17 protein-coding genes and 1 tRNA gene are annotated in these 17,125 nt (G+C 66.7%); 12 read left to right on the top strand and 6 right to left on the bottom strand.

The window, feature by feature from the left end; translation table 11 throughout:
• The first annotated feature begins 42 nt into the window (after positions 1 to 42).
• The 3 genes from MRBLWO13_RS15080 (at position 43) to MRBLWO13_RS15070 (ending at position 2,835) form a co-directional block, all read left to right on the top strand.
• Positions 43 to 537: a hypothetical protein gene (locus MRBLWO13_RS15080; protein WP_341974914.1), complete on the top strand. Its 495-nt coding sequence runs from the start codon at positions 43 to 45 to the stop codon at positions 535 to 537.
• A gap of 119 nt (positions 538 to 656) precedes the next feature.
• On the top strand, positions 657 to 2,336 hold the full coding sequence (ettA, locus tag MRBLWO13_RS15075; protein WP_341974913.1) for an energy-dependent translational throttle protein EttA: 1,680 nt from the start codon (positions 657 to 659) through the stop codon (positions 2,334 to 2,336).
• A complete protein-coding gene (locus tag MRBLWO13_RS15070) occupies positions 2,329 to 2,835 on the top strand; it encodes a thioesterase family protein (protein ID WP_341974912.1) in 507 nt (168 codons plus the stop codon). The genes ettA and MRBLWO13_RS15070 overlap by 8 nt, the downstream gene beginning before the upstream one ends.
• A gap of 12 nt (positions 2,836 to 2,847) precedes the next feature.
• On the opposite strand, the gene MRBLWO13_RS15065 is transcribed toward MRBLWO13_RS15070, so the two are convergent.
• On the bottom strand, positions 2,848 to 3,735 hold the full coding sequence (locus MRBLWO13_RS15065) for an acyl-CoA thioesterase II (RefSeq protein ID WP_341974911.1): 888 nt from the start codon (positions 3,733 to 3,735) through the stop codon (positions 2,848 to 2,850).
• 51 nt (positions 3,736 to 3,786) lie between these two features.
• On the opposite strand from MRBLWO13_RS15065, the gene MRBLWO13_RS15060 reads away from it, so the two are divergent.
• Positions 3,787 to 4,452 carry a hypothetical protein gene (locus tag MRBLWO13_RS15060; RefSeq protein ID WP_341974910.1) on the top strand — a complete coding sequence of 222 codons (666 nt, stop codon included), beginning with the start codon at positions 3,787 to 3,789 and terminating at the stop codon, positions 4,450 to 4,452.
• A 72-nt stretch (positions 4,453 to 4,524) separates the two neighbouring features.
• Here the strand turns inward: MRBLWO13_RS15060 and MRBLWO13_RS15055 are convergent, their stop codons facing one another.
• The 4 genes from MRBLWO13_RS15055 to pepN form a co-directional block, all read right to left on the bottom strand.
• A complete protein-coding gene (locus MRBLWO13_RS15055) occupies positions 4,525 to 6,189 on the bottom strand; it encodes an FAD-binding dehydrogenase (protein ID WP_341974909.1) in 1,665 nt (554 codons plus the stop codon).
• A complete protein-coding gene (locus tag MRBLWO13_RS15050) occupies positions 6,186 to 6,635 on the bottom strand; it encodes a globin (protein ID WP_341974908.1) in 450 nt (149 codons plus the stop codon). Before MRBLWO13_RS15050 ends, MRBLWO13_RS15055 begins: the two co-directional genes overlap by 4 nt.
• Positions 6,632 to 7,708, bottom strand: coding sequence for a mechanosensitive ion channel family protein (locus MRBLWO13_RS15045; protein WP_341978436.1), 1,077 nt, complete (start codon positions 7,706 to 7,708; stop codon positions 6,632 to 6,634). Before MRBLWO13_RS15045 ends, MRBLWO13_RS15050 begins: the two co-directional genes overlap by 4 nt.
• A gap of 78 nt (positions 7,709 to 7,786) precedes the next feature.
• Positions 7,787 to 10,351: an aminopeptidase N gene (pepN, locus tag MRBLWO13_RS15040; protein ID WP_341974907.1), complete on the bottom strand. Its 2,565-nt coding sequence runs from the start codon at positions 10,349 to 10,351 to the stop codon at positions 7,787 to 7,789.
• Between the two features lie 141 nt (positions 10,352 to 10,492).
• Between pepN and MRBLWO13_RS15035 the strand changes: the two genes are divergently transcribed.
• From MRBLWO13_RS15035 to MRBLWO13_RS15015, 5 genes are read left to right on the top strand one after another with little or no spacing between them, the layout of a single operon-like run.
• A complete protein-coding gene (locus MRBLWO13_RS15035; RefSeq protein WP_341974906.1) occupies positions 10,493 to 11,677 on the top strand; it encodes a ferrochelatase in 1,185 nt (394 codons plus the stop codon).
• A gap of 39 nt (positions 11,678 to 11,716) precedes the next feature.
• A complete protein-coding gene (locus MRBLWO13_RS15030) occupies positions 11,717 to 12,202 on the top strand; it encodes a ribose-5-phosphate isomerase (protein WP_341974905.1) in 486 nt (161 codons plus the stop codon).
• 1 nt (position 12,203) lies between these two features.
• Positions 12,204 to 13,202 (top strand): DNA-formamidopyrimidine glycosylase family protein, encoded by a 999-nt coding sequence (locus MRBLWO13_RS15025; RefSeq protein WP_341974904.1) that lies wholly within the window; start codon positions 12,204 to 12,206, stop codon positions 13,200 to 13,202.
• 39 nt (positions 13,203 to 13,241) lie between these two features.
• Entirely contained in the window at positions 13,242 to 13,883 is a 642-nt protein-coding gene (locus MRBLWO13_RS15020; RefSeq protein WP_341974903.1) for an FMN-binding negative transcriptional regulator, read from the top strand.
• Positions 13,880 to 15,376, top strand: a complete 1,497-nt coding sequence (locus MRBLWO13_RS15015; RefSeq protein ID WP_341974902.1) for an amidohydrolase family protein — start codon at positions 13,880 to 13,882, stop codon at positions 15,374 to 15,376. The genes MRBLWO13_RS15020 and MRBLWO13_RS15015 overlap by 4 nt, the downstream gene beginning before the upstream one ends.
• Positions 15,377 to 15,439: 63 nt before the next feature.
• On the opposite strand, the gene MRBLWO13_RS15010 is transcribed toward MRBLWO13_RS15015, so the two are convergent.
• Positions 15,440 to 15,925: a DNA starvation/stationary phase protection protein gene (locus MRBLWO13_RS15010; RefSeq protein ID WP_341974901.1), complete on the bottom strand. Its 486-nt coding sequence runs from the start codon at positions 15,923 to 15,925 to the stop codon at positions 15,440 to 15,442.
• A 140-nt stretch (positions 15,926 to 16,065) separates the two neighbouring features.
• On the opposite strand from MRBLWO13_RS15010, the gene MRBLWO13_RS15005 reads away from it, so the two are divergent.
• The 3 genes from MRBLWO13_RS15005 (at position 16,066) to MRBLWO13_RS14995 (ending at position 17,119) form a co-directional block, all read left to right on the top strand.
• Positions 16,066 to 16,602 (top strand): gamma carbonic anhydrase family protein, encoded by a 537-nt coding sequence (locus MRBLWO13_RS15005; protein ID WP_341974900.1) that lies wholly within the window; start codon positions 16,066 to 16,068, stop codon positions 16,600 to 16,602.
• Positions 16,603 to 16,644: 42 nt separating this feature from the next.
• A tRNA-Ile gene (locus MRBLWO13_RS15000) sits at positions 16,645 to 16,721 on the top strand.
• A 137-nt stretch (positions 16,722 to 16,858) separates the two neighbouring features.
• Positions 16,859 to 17,119 carry a DUF6458 family protein gene (locus MRBLWO13_RS14995; protein WP_341974899.1) on the top strand — a complete coding sequence of 87 codons (261 nt, stop codon included), beginning with the start codon at positions 16,859 to 16,861 and terminating at the stop codon, positions 17,117 to 17,119.
• The last annotated feature ends 6 nt before the right edge of the window (positions 17,120 to 17,125 follow it).

Genomic DNA, 17,125 nt, shown 5'->3' with positions numbered 1-17,125 from the left:
CGTGACGATCGGCCGTCGGAGCACGACCCGTAGACTCGAATCGTGCTCCGACGACCGAACGCTCCTGCTTCGCGAACGATCCGGGGAGCGGTGATCGCAGCGGCGCTGGCGATACTGCTCACCGCGTGCACGACGACACCGAATCCGTCGAGCAGCCCTGATCCCACCGACAGCGCGACAGGGACTCCGCCGCAGGAGCCACCGGTGTACGACCCGGCGGGTACGGCGGAGGCCAACCTGCCGATCTTCACGTCGATCACGCAGCAGGTCTGGGGATCCGGCGAACGCGCGTCCGGACGCGCGTATATCGACGCGCTTGCGGCAGCTGGGTTCGACCGCTCGTTCATGCAGGTCACGCCGGACCAGACGACCGTCGGCAACGCCGCGGAGAGCCTGCAGTTCTCGGTGCGCTGGGGTGATGCGCATTGCCTGGTCGGACAGGTGGGGCCGTCGACCGGCGAGCCCGTCACCGCGGTCATGGCTCAACTCGCCGAAGGGCGCTGTCTCGTCGGGGCAACGCGACCGATTGACTGGTGAGATCCGGCTTGTCGCTGCCGGGTTCTCGCGGGGGAGCCGGCTGTGCACCGACGAGGGTGTGCAGCAGAGGCCGGTAAGCTGGAGTGTCGATCTTCGACGACATAGAAGGAGCGTTTTCGGTGGCAGAGTACATCTACTCCATGGTCCGTGCCCGCAAGGCGGTGGGCGAGAAGCTCATCCTCGATGACGTGACGATGGCGTTCCTCCCCGGCGCGAAGATCGGCATGGTCGGCCCGAACGGCGCCGGTAAGTCGACGATCCTGAAGATCATGGCGGGCCTCGACACCCCCTCCAACGGCGAGGCGAAGCTCTCACCGGGATTCACCGTCGGCATCCTGATGCAGGAGCCCGAACTCGATGAGTCCAAGACGGTGCTCGAGAACATCCAGGAGGGCATCGCGATCAAGGCGAAGCTCGACCGCTTCAACGAGATCTCCGCGCTGATGGCCGACCCCGACGCCGATTTCGATGCGCTCCTCGCCGAGATGGGCACGCTCCAGGAAGAGATCGACGCCGCAGACGGCTGGGATCTCGATTCGCAGCTCGACCAGGCCATGGATGCCCTGCGCACTCCGCCAGGAGATGCCGCCATCGCGCCGCTCTCCGGTGGTGAGAAGCGCCGCGTCGCCCTTGCCAAGCTGCTGCTGCAGAAGCCTGACCTCCTACTCCTCGACGAGCCCACCAACCACCTCGACGCGGAGAGCGTGCTCTGGCTCGAGCAGCACCTGCAGGCCTACAAGGGCGCTGTGATCGCGATCACCCACGACCGGTACTTCCTCGACCACGTGGCCGAATGGATCGCTGAGGTCGACCGCGGCCGCCTCATCGGCTACGAGGGCAACTACTCGACCTACCTGGAGAAGAAGGGCGAACGCCTCGAGGTCCAGGGCAAGAAGGACGCCAAGCTCGCGAAGCGCCTCAAGGAAGAGCTGGAGTGGGTGCGCTCCAGCGCGAAGGGCCGCCAGACCAAGTCCAAGGCGCGCCTCGCGCGCTACGAGGAGATGGCAACCGAGGCCGAGCGGACGAGGAAGCTCGACTTCGACGAGATCCAGATTCCCGCCGGTCCGCGACTGGGCGGCATCGTCATCGAGGCGAAGAAGCTGAAGAAGGGCTTCGACGGCCGCTCGCTCATCGACGGCCTCAGCTTCAGCCTGCCGCCGAACGGCATCGTCGGCGTCATCGGTCCGAACGGCGTCGGAAAGACCACGCTCTTCAAGACGATCGTCGGCCTGGAACCGCTCGATGGCGGTGACCTCAAGATCGGCGAGACCGTCAAGATCAGCTACGTCGACCAGTCGCGCTCGAACATCGACCCCAACAAGACGCTGTGGGAGGTCGTGTCCGACGGGCTGGACTACATCACGGTCGGCAAGACCGAGATCCCGTCGCGCGCTTATGTCTCGAAGTTCGGTTTCAAGGGACCGGACCAGCAGAAGAAGGCCGGTGTCCTCTCCGGTGGTGAGCGCAACCGTCTGAACCTCGCCCTCACGCTCAAGGAGGGCGGCAACCTGCTGCTGCTCGATGAGCCGACGAACGACCTCGACGTCGAGACGCTGAGCTCGTTGGAGAACGCGCTGCTCGAGTTCCCCGGCTGTGCAGTGGTCATCACCCACGACCGGTGGTTCCTCGACCGCATCGCCACCCACATCCTCGCCTACGAGGGCACCGACGAGAACCCCGACCAGTGGTACTGGTTCGAGGGGAACTTCGACGCGTACGAGCAGAACAAGGTCGAGCGTCTCGGAGCGGATGCGGCCAAGCCGCACCGCTCGACCCACCGCAAGCTGACCCGTGACTGACCCGCAGCCAAGTGCAGCCTCGCCGGAAGCGGTCAGGCTGCACATCCCCATCCACCTGCGCTGGGGCGATCTCGACGCGTTCAACCACGTCAACAACACCTCGATGCTCAAGTTGCTCGAGGAGGCACGCGTACGTGCGTTCTGGCGGGCCGGTCCCGGCGAGGAAGCACCGTCGACGGCAGTGCTGGACTCCGGCATCGACGAAGGCATCCTGACTCTGATCGCGCGCCAGGAGATCGAGTATCTGGCACCGGTGCCCTACCAGCGGCATCCGCTCGAAGTGCAGATGTGGTTCGGCAAGCTCGGCGGGTCCAGTATCGAGGTCTGCTACGAGGTGCATAACGATCCGTCCTTCGCTGAACGAATCGTCTATGCGCGCTCCACGGCGGTCATCGTGCTCGTGGACGCCGGAACCGGTCGGCCGACGCGCCTGAGCGAGGAGATGCGAGACGCCTGGGAGCCGTTCCTCGGGCCGTCGATCGCGTACAACCGACGCTGACCGCGGAACAGGTCAGGGGGCCTCGGGTACCCGCACCATGATCTCCTGGGCGACACTCGCGACAAGTGCGCCGTCTTCGGTGTAGATCCGCCCCGTCGCGAGACCGCGCCCGCCTTTGGCGTTCGGAGATTCCTGCACGTAGAGCAGCCATTCGTCGACGCGCGCCGGACGGTGCCACCACATGGCGTGGTCGAGACTCGCCACCTTGAGGCCGGGCAGCGACCAGTAGACGCCATGCGCGCGCAGGATCGACTCCTGAATGGTCATGTCGCTCAAGTACGCCAGGGCCGCCCGGTGAAGTGCCGGATCGTCGGGAAGAGCCGCCCGCATCCGCATCCAGACCCCCTGGTGCGGCACACGTTCGTCGTCGCTCGGAAGGTAGAGAGGCGAATCGACGTGCCGGATGTCGGCTGCCCGCTCCCGAAGCATCCAGACCACCGCTTCCGGGAGGCCGGCGTCACGATCCTCATCGGGGGAGAGGGAGTCCGGAGACGGCACGCCCTCCGGCATCGGCACCGCGTGCTCGATACCGGGATCGTCGTCCTGGAAAGAAGCGATCATCGAGAAGATCGGAACGCCGTTCTGATAGGCCTGCGAGCGCCGTGTCGAGAACGAACGACCGTCGTGAATCCGGTCGACCGCAATGGTGATGCCCTGCGAGGAATCGCCCGGTCGCAGGAAGTAACCGTGCATCGAGTGCACGGTTCGGTTCTCGGGAAGCGTGCGCTCCGCGGCGATGAGGCTCTGTGCGAGCACCTGGCCGCCGTAGATGCGACCGGTCGGCATCGGGTGCGACGTGCCGGTGAAGATGTCTTCAGTGGTGCGGGCCTGGGTGAAGTCCAGATCAAGCACGTCCAGCAGGCGATCGACGGTCTTCCTCGCGTGCGTGTCCGGGCTCATGTATTCCTCTCCGCGACCGCAGGCGCTGTCTCCGTTGGTAGTTTAGAGGGCGTGCCCCACCATCTCGTTCTCGCTGATCAGGAGACGTCCCGCGACGTACTCACCTTCGTCGGACGGGCCAAGCGGATCTCGGACGAGGGGGTTCGGCTGCAGGCGGCGCACGGCGTGCTGGCCCTGACCGCAGCGGCCCTCGCCCCGCACGGACTCTTCGATCAGACCCCGACGGTCCTCGCGATGCGCATCGTTCACGTCGATCCCGAACTCGAGTGCGACATCGTCGTGGACTCGCTCTCCGAATCCGACCTCGCACAAGCGCTGGAACTCCCGGAGACTGGTCTCTCACCGGCTTGGGCCGGTATCGCGCCGCCGCGCAGCGGTTGGGCAGCGTCGACGACGCTTCCGGCATCCGTCATCGCCCAGCGCGCGCAGTGGGGCATCTCCGCCGTCGCACGCGGAGCGACGCCGGGATCCGGCGAGGAAGCGGTCCGCGCGTTGCGGGCGGCGATCTGGGGCGAACCGGACGAAGACCTCGCGGGACTTCCGCGAGGGGTCGCGTTCGCGGCGGATGCCTTCGGGTTCATCTCCGGCGATGAGCAGGTGCAGGTGACGCAGTCCGGCCGATGGACGCGGCTGGCCTTCCGACGAGGTCACGTGCTGGCCCGCGGCCCTGTGTCGACGGGTCTCACCGCCGTGAGAGGCACCGGTTCGGCTGCTTAGGCACGCACGGGCGCGGATGCTTTGCCGCTGATGATCCGGAAACCGTACCGGGCCGGACCGCAGGCGTGCGTCTCAGCGTGCGGAAGCGCGGCCGGCCTGCCGCCCGGAGAACAGGCATCCGCCGAGGAATGTCCCTTCCAGAGCGCGGTATCCGTGCAGACCGCCACCACCGAAGCCACTTGCCTCGCCTGCCGCGAAAAGACCGGGGATCGGTGCGCCGTCATGGCCGAGGGCGCGTCCGTCGAGGTCCGTCTCGATCCCCCCGAGCGACTTCCGAGTCAGCACGTGCAGCTTGACAGCGATGAGAGGGCCGGCCGCCGGATCCTGCAGCCGATGCGGCGCCGCGGTGCGGATCAGCTTGTCCCCACGGTAGGCGCGCATCGAGCGGAGCATCCCGATCTGGGCGTCTTTCGTGAAGTCGTTCTCCATCTCCCGGTCTCTGGCGAGCACCTCCTGACGGACACGATCGATGTCGAGAGCGTCACCGCCGGGATGCCGTCGCATCTGTTCGAGCAGAGTCTCCAGGTCGTTCTCGACGATGAAGTCTTCGCCCTCGTCGAGGAACGCCTGCACAGGACCGGTCGGCCCCTTCGCGAGCCGTGACTTGAGCAGCAGCTTCACGTCTTTGCCCGTGAGGTCGGGGTTCTGCTCGCTCCCCGAGAGAGCGAACTCCTTTTCCACGATCTGCCGCGAGGTCACGAACCAGGAATGGTCGTATCCCGTCGTGCGCAGATGCGCCAGCGTTCCGAGTGTGTCGAAGCCGGGGAAGAGCGGTACGGGCAGGCGTGCTCCGGTCGCATCGAGCCACAGCGAGGACGGGCCGGGGAGGATCCGGATGCCGTGGGACGGCCACACCGGATTCCAGTTCGTGATCCCCTCCACGTAGTGCCACATCCGGTCCTCGTTGATGAGGTGCGCCCCGGCTGTCGCACTCACCTCGTGCATCGAACCGTCGACGTACGCGGGAACCCCGGTCAACATGTGGTCGGGCGGCGTGCCCAGTCGAGCAGGCCAGGCGGCGCGGACGAGATCGTGATTGCCGCCGATGCCGCCGGAGGAAACGATCGTCGCACCAGCAGCGATCTCGAAGTCGGCAACGATATCTCGCGACGAAGCGACGCCCCGAGCGACGTCGTCCGGTGCGAGAACGCTGCCACGCGCACCCGTGACCGCCCCGTCCGTGACGACCAACTCGCTCACGCGGTGCCGGGGGAGCACGACGAGGCGGCCCTCGGCCTCGGCCTGTTCGACCCGCGCGAGGAAGGGGGCGACGATGCCGGGGCCGGTGCCCCACGTGATGTGGAAGCGGGGGACCGAGTTGCCGGGGCCGAGGGCGCCGTAGCCGCCGCGTTCGGCCCAGCCGACGACCGGGAAGAACGAGACACCGCGCTCGCGCAGCCATGCGCGCTTCTCCTCAGCGGCGAACTCGAGGTAGGCCTGCGCCCAGCGGCGCGGCCATTTGTCTTCCGGCCGGTCGAACGCGGCGTTTCCGAACCAGTCCTGTGCGGCGAGCTCGAGGGAGTCGCGGATGCCCATCCGGCGCTGTTCCGGGGAATCGATGAAGAACAATCCGCCGAACGACCACCAGGCCTGGCCGCCGATGTTCACGCGCGGTTCCTGATCGATGATGATCACACGACGGCCGGCATCGATCGCCTCGCAGGCGGCGACAAGCCCCGCCAGCCCCCAGCCGATGACGAGGACGTCGGCGGACAGGGAGGCGGGGTGGTGCGTCATGTGGTCTCCGTTGAATCCTGACGAGTTCGGGTTTCGAGTGTCGCGCGGCCATCCGATGCGGGACCGATGCCGGACGGCTCGAATGTGTTCACCATGGCATACGCCGCACGCTCGAGGTAGTCCCAGAGCGTGGATTCGTGCAGAGGCGACAACTTCGCCTCGTCCACGGCCGCGCGCATGTGCTTCAGCCAACGATCACGGGCGTCCGGATCGACGTGGAACGGCATGTGGCGCATGCGCAGACGCGGGTGCCCGCGGGTCTCACCGTACGTCGTCGGCCCGCCCCAGTACTGCTCGAGGAAGAGCGTGAGTCGCTCGGCCGCCGGCCCCAAGTCCTCCTCGGGATACATCGGCTTCAGCACCGGATCATCGGCGACACCGCGATAGAACGCGGCGACGATCTTCGCGAAGGTGTCGTGGCCGCCGACCTCGTCGTAGAACGTCATTTCGTGTCCTTGGGCTTGGATGGCTCTGTCGCCGTGTCCTTCTTGCGCCAGATGCCGCGCGAGACCGTCGGTACACCGGTGACGGCGGTCGGCCGGGTCTTCGGCGGGTTGGCACCGCGGACGCGCTGGGCTCCGTCGAGGCCGGTCGGGACGACGGCAGCCATGCTCGGGAGGGCGATCTCCTTCTCGGAGAGCGCGGTGCGCAGGCGCTTGCGGAGTTCCTGCGAGACGTCGTCCTTCGCGTTCGCGCGCGCCTTGATCACGACGCGCACGACGAGAGCGTCGCCGCCGATGGACTCCAGCCCCCAGATTTCCGGCTTCTCCACGATGCGCGTGCGCCACTTGGGATCCTTGGCGAGCCCTTGAGCTGTCTCGAGCATGGTCTGCTCTACCAGATCGAGGTCGGCATCGGTCGGGACGCCGAGGTCGATGATGGCTCGTGCCCACCCCTGCGACATGTTGCCGATCCGCAGCACCTCGCCGTTGCGCACGTACCAGAGCGTTCCGTTGACATCCCGAACCTGGGTGATGCGAACGCTGACGTACTCGACGACACCGCTGGCGAGGCCGAGATCGACGACATCGCCGATGCCGATCTGATCCTCGGCGACGAGGAAGATACCGTTCAGCACATCCTTGACGATGTTCTGCGCGCCGAAGCCGAGGCCAGCACCCACCGCAGCGGTGAGCAGAGTGAGGGAACCGAGCAGGCTCTGATCGAGAGCGTTCACGGTCAACACCAGAGCGATCACGACCAGCATCACGTTGACGATGTTCTGCAGGATGCTGCCGAGCGTGCGAGTGCGCTGCACGAGTCTCATGTCCGCGAGGGGCGATCGCTCGAGGGCTTGGGTGTCGTCGACTGCGGCCTTGCTCTTGGCGCTGTCGACGATGCGGTGGACGACGCGGCGGATCACCAGACGCAGCAGCAGGGCGATGACGACGCAACTGACGATGATCAGTGCGACGGTGAGCGCCTTACCGCCGATCTGGGCCAATACGGCGAGCACGTCGCCCCACCCGCCGAGGTCGGTCGGGGGAGCCGTTGGATCAGTCTCGAAAGGCATCAACATCACTTCCTGATCCTACTGATCGGGCCTCTGCGCAGGCTGGAAGCGCTGCGGCAGAGGCCCGATTCGAGGCGAGAGGACTCAGTCGTCCGCGTCGCGCGCCTGAGCGGCCAGCGCCCGCTCGACGTCGGCGAGGTTCTCCAGAACCAGACGACGCAGCGCGGGCGCGGCATCCTGGTTCGCCGAGAGCCAGGCGCGGGTCGCATCACGGAGTTCGATGTTGCCGAGCGCTGTCGGGTAGAGCCCGGTGATGAGGTACTGAGCGATCTGGTAGCTGCGGGAGTCCCAGATCGGCAGCAGCATGTCGAAGTACGCCGGAACGAACTCGCCGAGCACGCCGACGCCCGCCGGGTGAACGAATCCGAGGGCGGCAGCGCGGACGATCGTGTTGGGTGCGTCATCGCGCTCGATGAGCGACGCCCATGCCGCCTTCTTCGACTCCGAATCCGGAAGCGAGGCACGGGCCTGAGCCGCGAACTCCGCACCCTTCGACGTGTTGTCTGCGGCGAGGGCTGCATCGATGGAGGCTGCGTCCGTGGCGCCGATGGAGGCCAGGCCGACGAGCAACTGCCAGTTGAGGTCGGCATCGATCTCGAGGCCGGGCAACGTCTCCTCACCCGCGCGCAGACGGCCGACGATACCGGCGTGTTCCGCGGTGACCAGCGCGTTCGCGAACGCCGTCACGAACTGCAGCTGGCTGTCGCTGCCGGCCTCGGCCGACTCGGCGAGCGCCCACAGGCCGTCGGCGACCTTCTGGCGGGCCGCGGTGCGGTCTGCAGGTGCGACATAGAGGTTCGCAGCGGTGCGCAGCTGCGCGAGTGTGGTGCGCACGGTGGTCGACTCGGTCTCGCGGCCGATGTTGCCGAGGACCAGATCGATGTAGTCGGACGCGGCGCTCTCGGCGTCGCGGGTCTGATCCCAGGCCGCGCCCCACACGAGCGAGCGCGCCAGGGGGGCGCTGATGTCCGCGAGATGAGCGATCGCCGTGGCGAGTGAACGCTCGTCGAGACGAATCTTCGCGTAGGCGAGGTCGTCGTCGTTGAGCAGCACCAGGTCGGGGCGCGTCAGGCCGTGCAGCTCCGGCACCTCGGTGCGATCGCCGTCGACGTCGACCTCGACGTAGTGGCTGCGCACGAGTGCGCCCTCCTGCAGCGAGTAGAAGCCGATTCCCAGACGGTGCGGGCGAATGGTCGGGTAGTCGGCCGGTGCGGTCTGCGTCACGGCGAACCGGGTGATCGTGCCGTCGGCGTCATCGGCGATGACCGGCTCGAGAGTGTTGACTCCGGCGGTCTCCAGCCACTTCTTCGACCACGAGCTGAGTTCGCGGCCGCTGGTGGCTTCGAGCTCGACCAGCAGGTCGCTCAATTCGGTGTTGCCCCACGAGTGCTTCTGGAAGTACTGCGAGACACCGGCGAAGAACGCCTCGATGCCCACCCAGGCGGCGAGCTGCTTGAGCACGGACCCGCCCTTGGCGTAGGTGATGCCGTCGAAGTTGACCTGCACGTCTTCGAGGTCGTTGATCTCGGCGACGATCGGATGCGTCGACGGGAGCTGGTCCTGGCGGTACGCCCAGGTCTTCTCCATCGCGTTGAAGGTCGTCCACGCTTCGGTCCACTCCGTGGCCTCGGCCGTGGCGATGGTCGATGCCCACTCGGCGAACGACTCGTTCAACCAGAGGCCGTTCCACCACTTCATGGTGACGAGATCGCCGAACCACATGTGCGCGAGCTCATGCAGGATCGTGACGACGCGACGCTCCTTGACGGCATCCGTCACCTTGCTGCGGAAGACGTAGGACTCCGTGAACGTCACGGCTCCCGCGTTCTCCATCGCGCCGGCGTTGAACTCCGGGACGAAGAGCTGGTCGTACTTGGCGAACGGGTACGGAACGCCGAACTTCGACTCGAAGTACTCGAAGCCCTGTCGGGTCTTGTCGAAGATGTAGTCGGCATCGAGGTGCTGCCAGAGGCTCTTGCGGCCGTAGACGCCGAGCGGGATGACGTCGCCGGAAGAGCTGGTGAGCTCGGAGAACGTCGACTCGTAAGGACCGGCGACCAGCGCGGTGATGTAGGAGGAGATGCGCGGCGTGGGCTCGAACCCCCAGGTGGCGACGCTCTCGGAGCCGGCGGAACCGTCGTGGATGATTGGCTCGGGCGTGGGGGAGTTGGAGACGACCTTCCACGCGGCGGGAGCCGTGATCGTGAACTGGAACGTGGCCTTGAGGTCGGGCTGCTCGAACACCGCGAACACGCGTCGCGAATCCGGTACCTCGAACTGCGAGTAGAGGTAGACCTCCTGGTCGACCGGGTCGACGAAGCGGTGCAGGCCCTCGCCGGTGTTCGTGTACTCGCAGTCGGCGTCGACGACGAGCACGTTCTCGGCCTGCAGGCTGGCCAGCGCGATGCGGGAGTCGGCGAACACCTCATCCGGATCGAGCAGTTCGCCGTTGAGCGAGATCTCGCGCACCTCACGGGCGATGAGGTCGATGAATGTGAAGCTCTCCGGCGTCGCGGTGAAGCGCACGACGCTCCGGGAACCGAAGACCTCAGCACCCTTCGTCAGATCGAGTGCGACCTCGTACGACTGCGTGTCGATGACGTCGCGGCGCTCCTGCGCTTCGATGCGGGTGAGGTTCTCTCCAGGCACAGCTGTACTCCCAGGGGTGAGGGGATGTCACCGCAATGAGACGCGGCTGGCGTCGACGGCAACCATGACAGCCTACGCCAGGAGCCGCGCCGGGCGAGCGATGAGGGGATACCCATAGGTTTCGAGTGGAAGGATGGGACGGTGACTGCGATCGATTCGGATGCCGTTCCCTATGCCTCTGCCGCCGCTGCCGGTGGCGCCCCCTACGTGACGAGCCCCGTCGCGTACGACGGCATCCTGCTCGCCGGATTCGGCGGACCCGAGGGGCAGGACGATGTGATTCCCTTCCTCCGCAACGTGACGCGAGGACGGGGCATCCCGGATGAACGCCTCGAGGAGGTCGCGCACCATTACCGTCACTTCGGCGGCGTGAGCCCAATCAATGGCCAGAATCGCGCTCTGAAGCAGGCGCTGGAGGCGGAACTGGCCGAGCGCGGCGTCGATCTGCCTGTCTACTGGGGTAACCGCAACTGGGCTCCGTACCTGGGTGACGCTGTCACCGAAGCCGCCGCGCAGGGAGACAACACCCTGCTCGCCTTCGCCACCAGCGCCTACAGCTCGTTCTCGAGCTGTCGGCAGTACCGCGAAGATTTCGCGCAGGTCTTGGAGGAGACCGGACTCGGTGGGACCGTCACGGTCGACAAGATTCGTCCGTTCTACGACCACCCCGGCTTCGTCGCGGCTTTCGAGACGGGCGTGCGCACCGCTGTCGAGACCTTCCTCGCCGACGGCATCCCGGCTGACGCGATCCAGGTTCTTTTCTCCACGCACAGCATCCCGACCGCCGACGCACAGCGCTCCGGCCCACGCGACGTCGATTTCGGGCCGGGCGGCGCCTATGCGGCCCAGCATGAGGCCGTCGCGCAGTGGGTCATGGACCGCGTCGCGCACGTTCTCCCCACTGCGGCCGATGTGTCCTGGGAACTCGTCTATCAGTCGCGCTCCGGGCCCGCGAGCCAGCCGTGGCTGGAGCCGGACGTCTGCGACGTGATCGGTGAGCTTCCCGCTCGCGGGCGCACGGCTGTCATCGTGGTGCCGGTGGGCTTCATGAGCGACCACATGGAAGTGCTGTGGGACCTCGACACCGAGGCCGCGGAGGCGGCATCGGATGCCGGATTGGCCTTCGTGCGCACCCCGACCCCCGGTGTCTCCGCCTCGTTCGTCGCCGGGATCGTCGATCTCATCCAGGAGCGGCTCGAGGGGCGAGCGGCATCCGAGCGGGAGCACGTGACCGCCCTCGGGCCGAGCTTCGACGTCTGCCGTCCCGGGTGCTGTGAGAACGTGCGTGCCGGATTCAAACCGGCCGCCGCAGGTCTCGCTCCCTGATCCCACCGGTCGGGCTCGCCGACTTCTAGGATGGAACCCATGCGCATCCACATCGCCACCGACCATGCCGGTCTCGATTTCTCCACCCAGCTGCAGGAGCACCTGCGCTCCGCCGGCCACGACGTCATCGATCACGGGCCGGTCGAGTATGACGCGGTGGACGACTACCCGGCGTTCTGCATCCGTGCCGCACAGGCTGTCGTGGCCGACCAGGCTTCCGGAGTCGAGGCGCTGGGCGTGGTGTTCGGCGGATCCGGCAATGGCGAGCAGATCGCGGCGAACAAGGTGCAGGGCATCCGTGCCGCCCTCGTCTGGAACCTCTCCACCGCCGAGCTCGCTCGCGAGCACAATGATGCGAACGTGATCGCGATCGGTGCCCGTCAGCACACCTTCGACGAAGTGACGAGCTTCATCGACCGATTCATCACGACGCCGTTCACCGGCGAAGAGCGTCACGTGCGCCGTATCGCGCAGATCGCGGACTACGAGCGCGACGGATCGCTGCTGCCGGACCCCAGGGCCTGAGATGCCTGAAGGACATTCCGTCCACCGCATCGCTCGACAGTTCGATCGCAACTTCATCGGCAAGTCGATCTTCGCGTCCAGCCCGCAGGGTCGATTCGCCGAAGGCGCAGCGGTTCTCGACGGGCGTGAGGCAGTGAGTGTCCAGGCCGTCGGCAAGCAGATGTTCCTCGAATTCGAGGGCGACGTGTGGCTGCGGGTGCATCTCGGTCTCTACGGCGCCTGGGATTTCGCGGGAGACATCCTCGTCGATCCGACGATCGCCTCGGCGAACGGGCGGATGGGGCAGACCAACCAGCGCGGCACAGATCTCGAAGCCGTGATCCTGGACGACGCGGGGGAGAACTCGCTGTCCTCGATCGGTGCGCCCCGGCGCACCCGGGTGCACGTGCGGATGTCCGAGCAGACCAAGGGTCTTGCCGACGAAGGCATCGAGTGGCCGCCGCCGGTCGTCGGGCAGGTGCGATTGCGGCTGATGACCGACATCACGGCCGCAGATCTGCGCGGTCCGACTGCATGCGTGTTGCAGACGCCCGAGGAGATGCTCACCACCGTCGCGAAGCTCGGACCCGACCCGCTCGTCGGCGATCCGATCGCGAATGAGGAGCGGTTCGTTCGCACGGTGCGGAAGAAGCAGACCGTGATCGCGCTGCTGCTGATGGACCAGTCGGTGGTCAGCGGCATCGGCAACGTCTACCGTGCGGAGATGCTGTTCCGAGAGCGGCTGAACCCCCACACTCCTGGTCGTGATGTTCCGGAGGACACGATCCGTGCACTGTGGCGCGACTGGGTGAGTCTCCTCGCGGTCGGCGTGGAGACCGGTCAGATGATGACCATGGACGATCTGGACCCGGTGCAGTATCGGGCGGCGATGGCGAGTCGGGATGATCGACACTGGGTGTATCACCGCGCAGGTCTGCCCTGCCGTATCTGCGGCACCGAGATCGCCCTCGAGGAGATCGGCGCGCGCAAGCTGTACTGGTGTCCGCGCTGCCAGGCCTGACCAAGCCTGTCCCGCTCGTCTCGGCCGTAGGCTGAGAGGATGCGTCAGAATCCCAGTTTCACGCTCGCCGATATCGCAGAGATCCGTCGTGTGATCGACGGGAATCCGTGGGCGACGATCGTCAGCGCAGCTCCGGATGGCCTCGTCGCCTCACACTATGTCGTCCTGCTCGATGAGGATCGCGACGACCTCACGATCGTGGGACACGTCGGCCGCCCGGACGACCTGATCCACGGCATGGGAGAGCGCGAGTTGCTGGTCATGTTCCAGGGCCCGCACGGGTACATCTCTCCTGGATGGTACGGGGGCGCCCAAGCAGTGCCGACGTGGAACTACACCGCGGTGCATCTCGCCGGCATCCCTGAGATCCTCAACGCGGACGAGAACCTTGCCGTGCTCGACCGGCTGGTTGACCGGTTCGAAGGCCGGATGCCGGAACCGCGGCGCATGTGGGAGCGGCCCAACGACGAGGCCTTCGTCAACCGAATGGCGGCAGGGACAGTCGGCTTCCGGCTCACACCCACCAGGGTCGTGGCGAAGCGCAAGCTCAGTCAGAACAAGCCGGCCGAGACCATCGAGACCGTGATCGATGCTCTGGCGGCAGACGGACCATATGCGAACGCCGCGCTGGCCGACGAGATGCGACGCGCCCAGGATGCGCGCACCGGAGTCCAGCGGTGACGGCACTAGGGGCGCACATCGGAGTGGTCAGGGGCGCACGTATCGCTGGTCCGGGTCGCGAGTTTCTCCCGTCGGACGAGCCGGTCGACATCCACATCGACGGCGGTGTGATCTCTGACATCGCGCCGACAGGTGCTCTTCCCACCAGCGGTGATGTGCTCGAGGCGGATGGCAGCTGGGTCGTGCCGGGCCTCTGGGACAATCACGTGCACACCGTGCAATGGGCGCTGGCCGCCGAGCGCGAGAGTCTGGGTGAGGTGTCATCGGCGTCCGAGGCCGCGGTGCGCATGGCATCGGTGGCGGCACTGCCCGACGGTCGTCGTGTCGGCAGCGGATTCCGGGACGCCCTGTGGGCAGATGAACCCACACTCGACCTGCTCGACTCCCGCACCGGCGAGGTGCCGACGTACCTCATCAACGCGGATGTGCACAGCGTCTGGCTGAACTCTGCGGCCCTCCGCAGGGAAGGGTTCACCAGCCCCGACGGAATGCTCCGTGAGGAGGACGCGTTCGAGATCTCTCGACGCCTCAACGCGGCGGACCCGGAGCGGGGTGATCGTGCGGTGCGGCTGGCGGGGGAGCAGGCCGCAGCGCGTGGTGTCACGGGCCTGGTCGATTTCGACATGGCCTGGAACGCCGACGCCTGGCCGCGCCGGATCGCGGCCGGCTTCGCGGCACATCGCGTGGAGTTCGCGATCTACCCGTTCGACCTGGAACGCGCGGTCGCGGCCGGGCTCCGCACCGGAGACCTCCGTCAGACAGCGGATGCCACCGTCGACGGCGCCGGGCTCGTGCGAGTCGGTTCTCTGAAGGTCATCACCGACGGCTCTCTCGGAACGCGCACCGCAGCATGTTCGTATCCGTATGCCGGCGATGCGGGCAACTTCGGCGTCCTCAATGTCGAGCCCGACGAACTCGTCGACCTCCTCATCCGAGCGACGGGCGCAGGACTCTCTGCCGCGGTGCACGCCATCGGTGACCGGGCGACCACGACAGCGCTCGACGCCTTCACTCTTTCCGGCGCGAGCGGCACGATCGAGCACGCCCAACTGGTCCGGCACGCAGATCTTGCACGCTTCGCCCGCCTCGGCGTGATCGCGAGCGTGCAACCGCAGCACGCGCTCGACGACCGTGATCTCGTGGATGGCCTCTGGGCCGAGCAGACAGCGATCGGCTATCCGCTCGCCGCTCTGCGCAACGCCGGGGTCGAACTGCGATTCGGGTCCGACGCGCCGGTGGCGCCGCTCGATCCTTGGCAGGCGATCGCTGCCGCCGTAGCGCGTACCGACGGCGATCGCGCGCCGTGGCATCCAGAAGAGAGCCTCAGCGTCGACGACGCGCTGCGGGCGAGTGTGCGTTCATCGCTGCGCCCAGGAGAACCTGCCGACATCGTGCTGTGCAGCCAGGACCCTCAGGCCGCGCCGGCCGATGCTCTGCGGCAGATGCCCGTGTTCGCGACGGTGCTCGCGGGCCGGCTCACCCACCTGAGCTGACGCATACAGAAAGGGAGGGTACTCGGGACGAATCCCGGGTACCCTCCCTGCCTTGAGTGGTGCTTATGCCGCGATGTGCGAGACGAGGAACCATCGGTCCTTCTCGAGACCACGCATGATCTCGATCGCGACGTCCTGGCTGGTGAGGTCGACCTCATCGAGACCATCGATCGCGGCCTTGACGTCGACGAGGATGGCGTCGATGTCCGAGATCACGGCGCGGACCAGCTCGTCGGACTGGGTGAAGCCGGCGGGGACCGAGGTCGTGCCGGCCTTCTCGGCGACCGTGCTCAGTCGAGCGTCGATCGGGAGGCCGAGAGCGACGATGCGCTCCGCGGCGGTGTCGGCGAAGTCGCCGGCGTGGGCGACGATGGTGTCGAGCAGCTCGTGCACGCCGACGAAGTTGGCGCCGCGGACGTGCCAGTGCGCCTGCTTGCCGTTCACGGTGAGGGCTTCGAGACCCAGCACCACGGGCGAGAGGAACTGGGCCGTGGCAGCTGCCACGGTCGGGTCGCTGGCGGTGGTGGAAACAGTCTGTGCCTTGCTCATTGTGCGCTCCTTGACATGGCTTCTTCGTACCTGATGAAGACAACGCTACTCAGCCTCAGACATTCCGCAAGCAAGCTGAGGCTCCGCTTACCGGCCCGGAATCACGCGGGATTCCGGGTCACCGAGGGTAGTCTCGCCTCATGAGCATCGCACCAGGAGCATCCGTTCTCGCCCTGCCGGGCCGCACTCCGTCGATCGCCGACGCGACCTTCGTCGCCGAGGGTGCGCGCATCGTCGGCGACGTTTCACTCGCGGCCGGCGTGAGCGTCTGGTACAACGCCGTTCTGCGTGGCGATTCAGCCGGAATCGTGATCGGTGCGGGCAGCAACGTGCAGGACAACGTCTCGGTGCACGTCGACGCCGGTCACCCCGTCGTGATCGGCGAAAAGGTCTCGATCGGCCACAACGCTGTGGTGCACGGATGCACGATCGGAGACGGTTCTCTGATCGGGATGGGAGCGGTCGTGCTCAGCGGCGCGGTGATCGGCGCCGGATGCCTCATCGCCGGTGGCGCTGTCGTGCTCGGTGGTACCGAGATTCCGGACGGTTCGTTGGTGGCCGGTGTACCGGCGAAGGTGCGACGCGTCCTCAGCGACGAGGAGCGAGCCGGGCTCCTCGCCAACGCCGACATCTATCTCTCGCATCTGCAGACGCACAGCGCGGCCGTTCCGGTTTGACTCCGGCGACGATGCAGAGTCAGCACTAGGCTGGATGCATACGGGGCGGTGGCCAAGCTGGTCAAGGCAGTGGGCTCATAACCCAACGATCGCGGGTTCAAGTCCCGCCCGCCCCACCATCGACTTCTCGGCTTCGCCGTGCGTTGCGCGCGTGACATCAAGCACCTGCCGAGCGCTGTCAAGCCCCTTCCGGTCTCCGCTCCTGCCCCCGAGTGTGGAGGTCCGCGGCACAGCGCCGCAAGAAGTGGAGGACATCATGAGCATTGGCACCGGAGTAGTACTCTTCGTGATCGGCGCGATCCTCGTGTTCGCCGTCAACGTGGAGGTCGAGTACGTCGATCTCGACATGATCGGGTACATCCTCATGGGAGCGGGCGTCGTCGTCTTCATCGTCGGAATCGTGCTGCTCGCTCGCCGTCGTCGTTCTGAAGCGGTGACGCACACCAGCGTCGATCCTGCGACGGGACAGCCGACATCACGCCGCACGGTCACATCCACCAACGACGACGTCGTCTGAGGCCGA

It is taken from the genome of Microbacterium sp. LWO13-1.2, from assembly GCF_038397725.1.
GTDB lineage: Bacteria > Actinomycetota > Actinomycetes > Actinomycetales > Microbacteriaceae > Microbacterium.
This window is presented reverse-complemented; position numbering and strand designations above follow the sequence as displayed.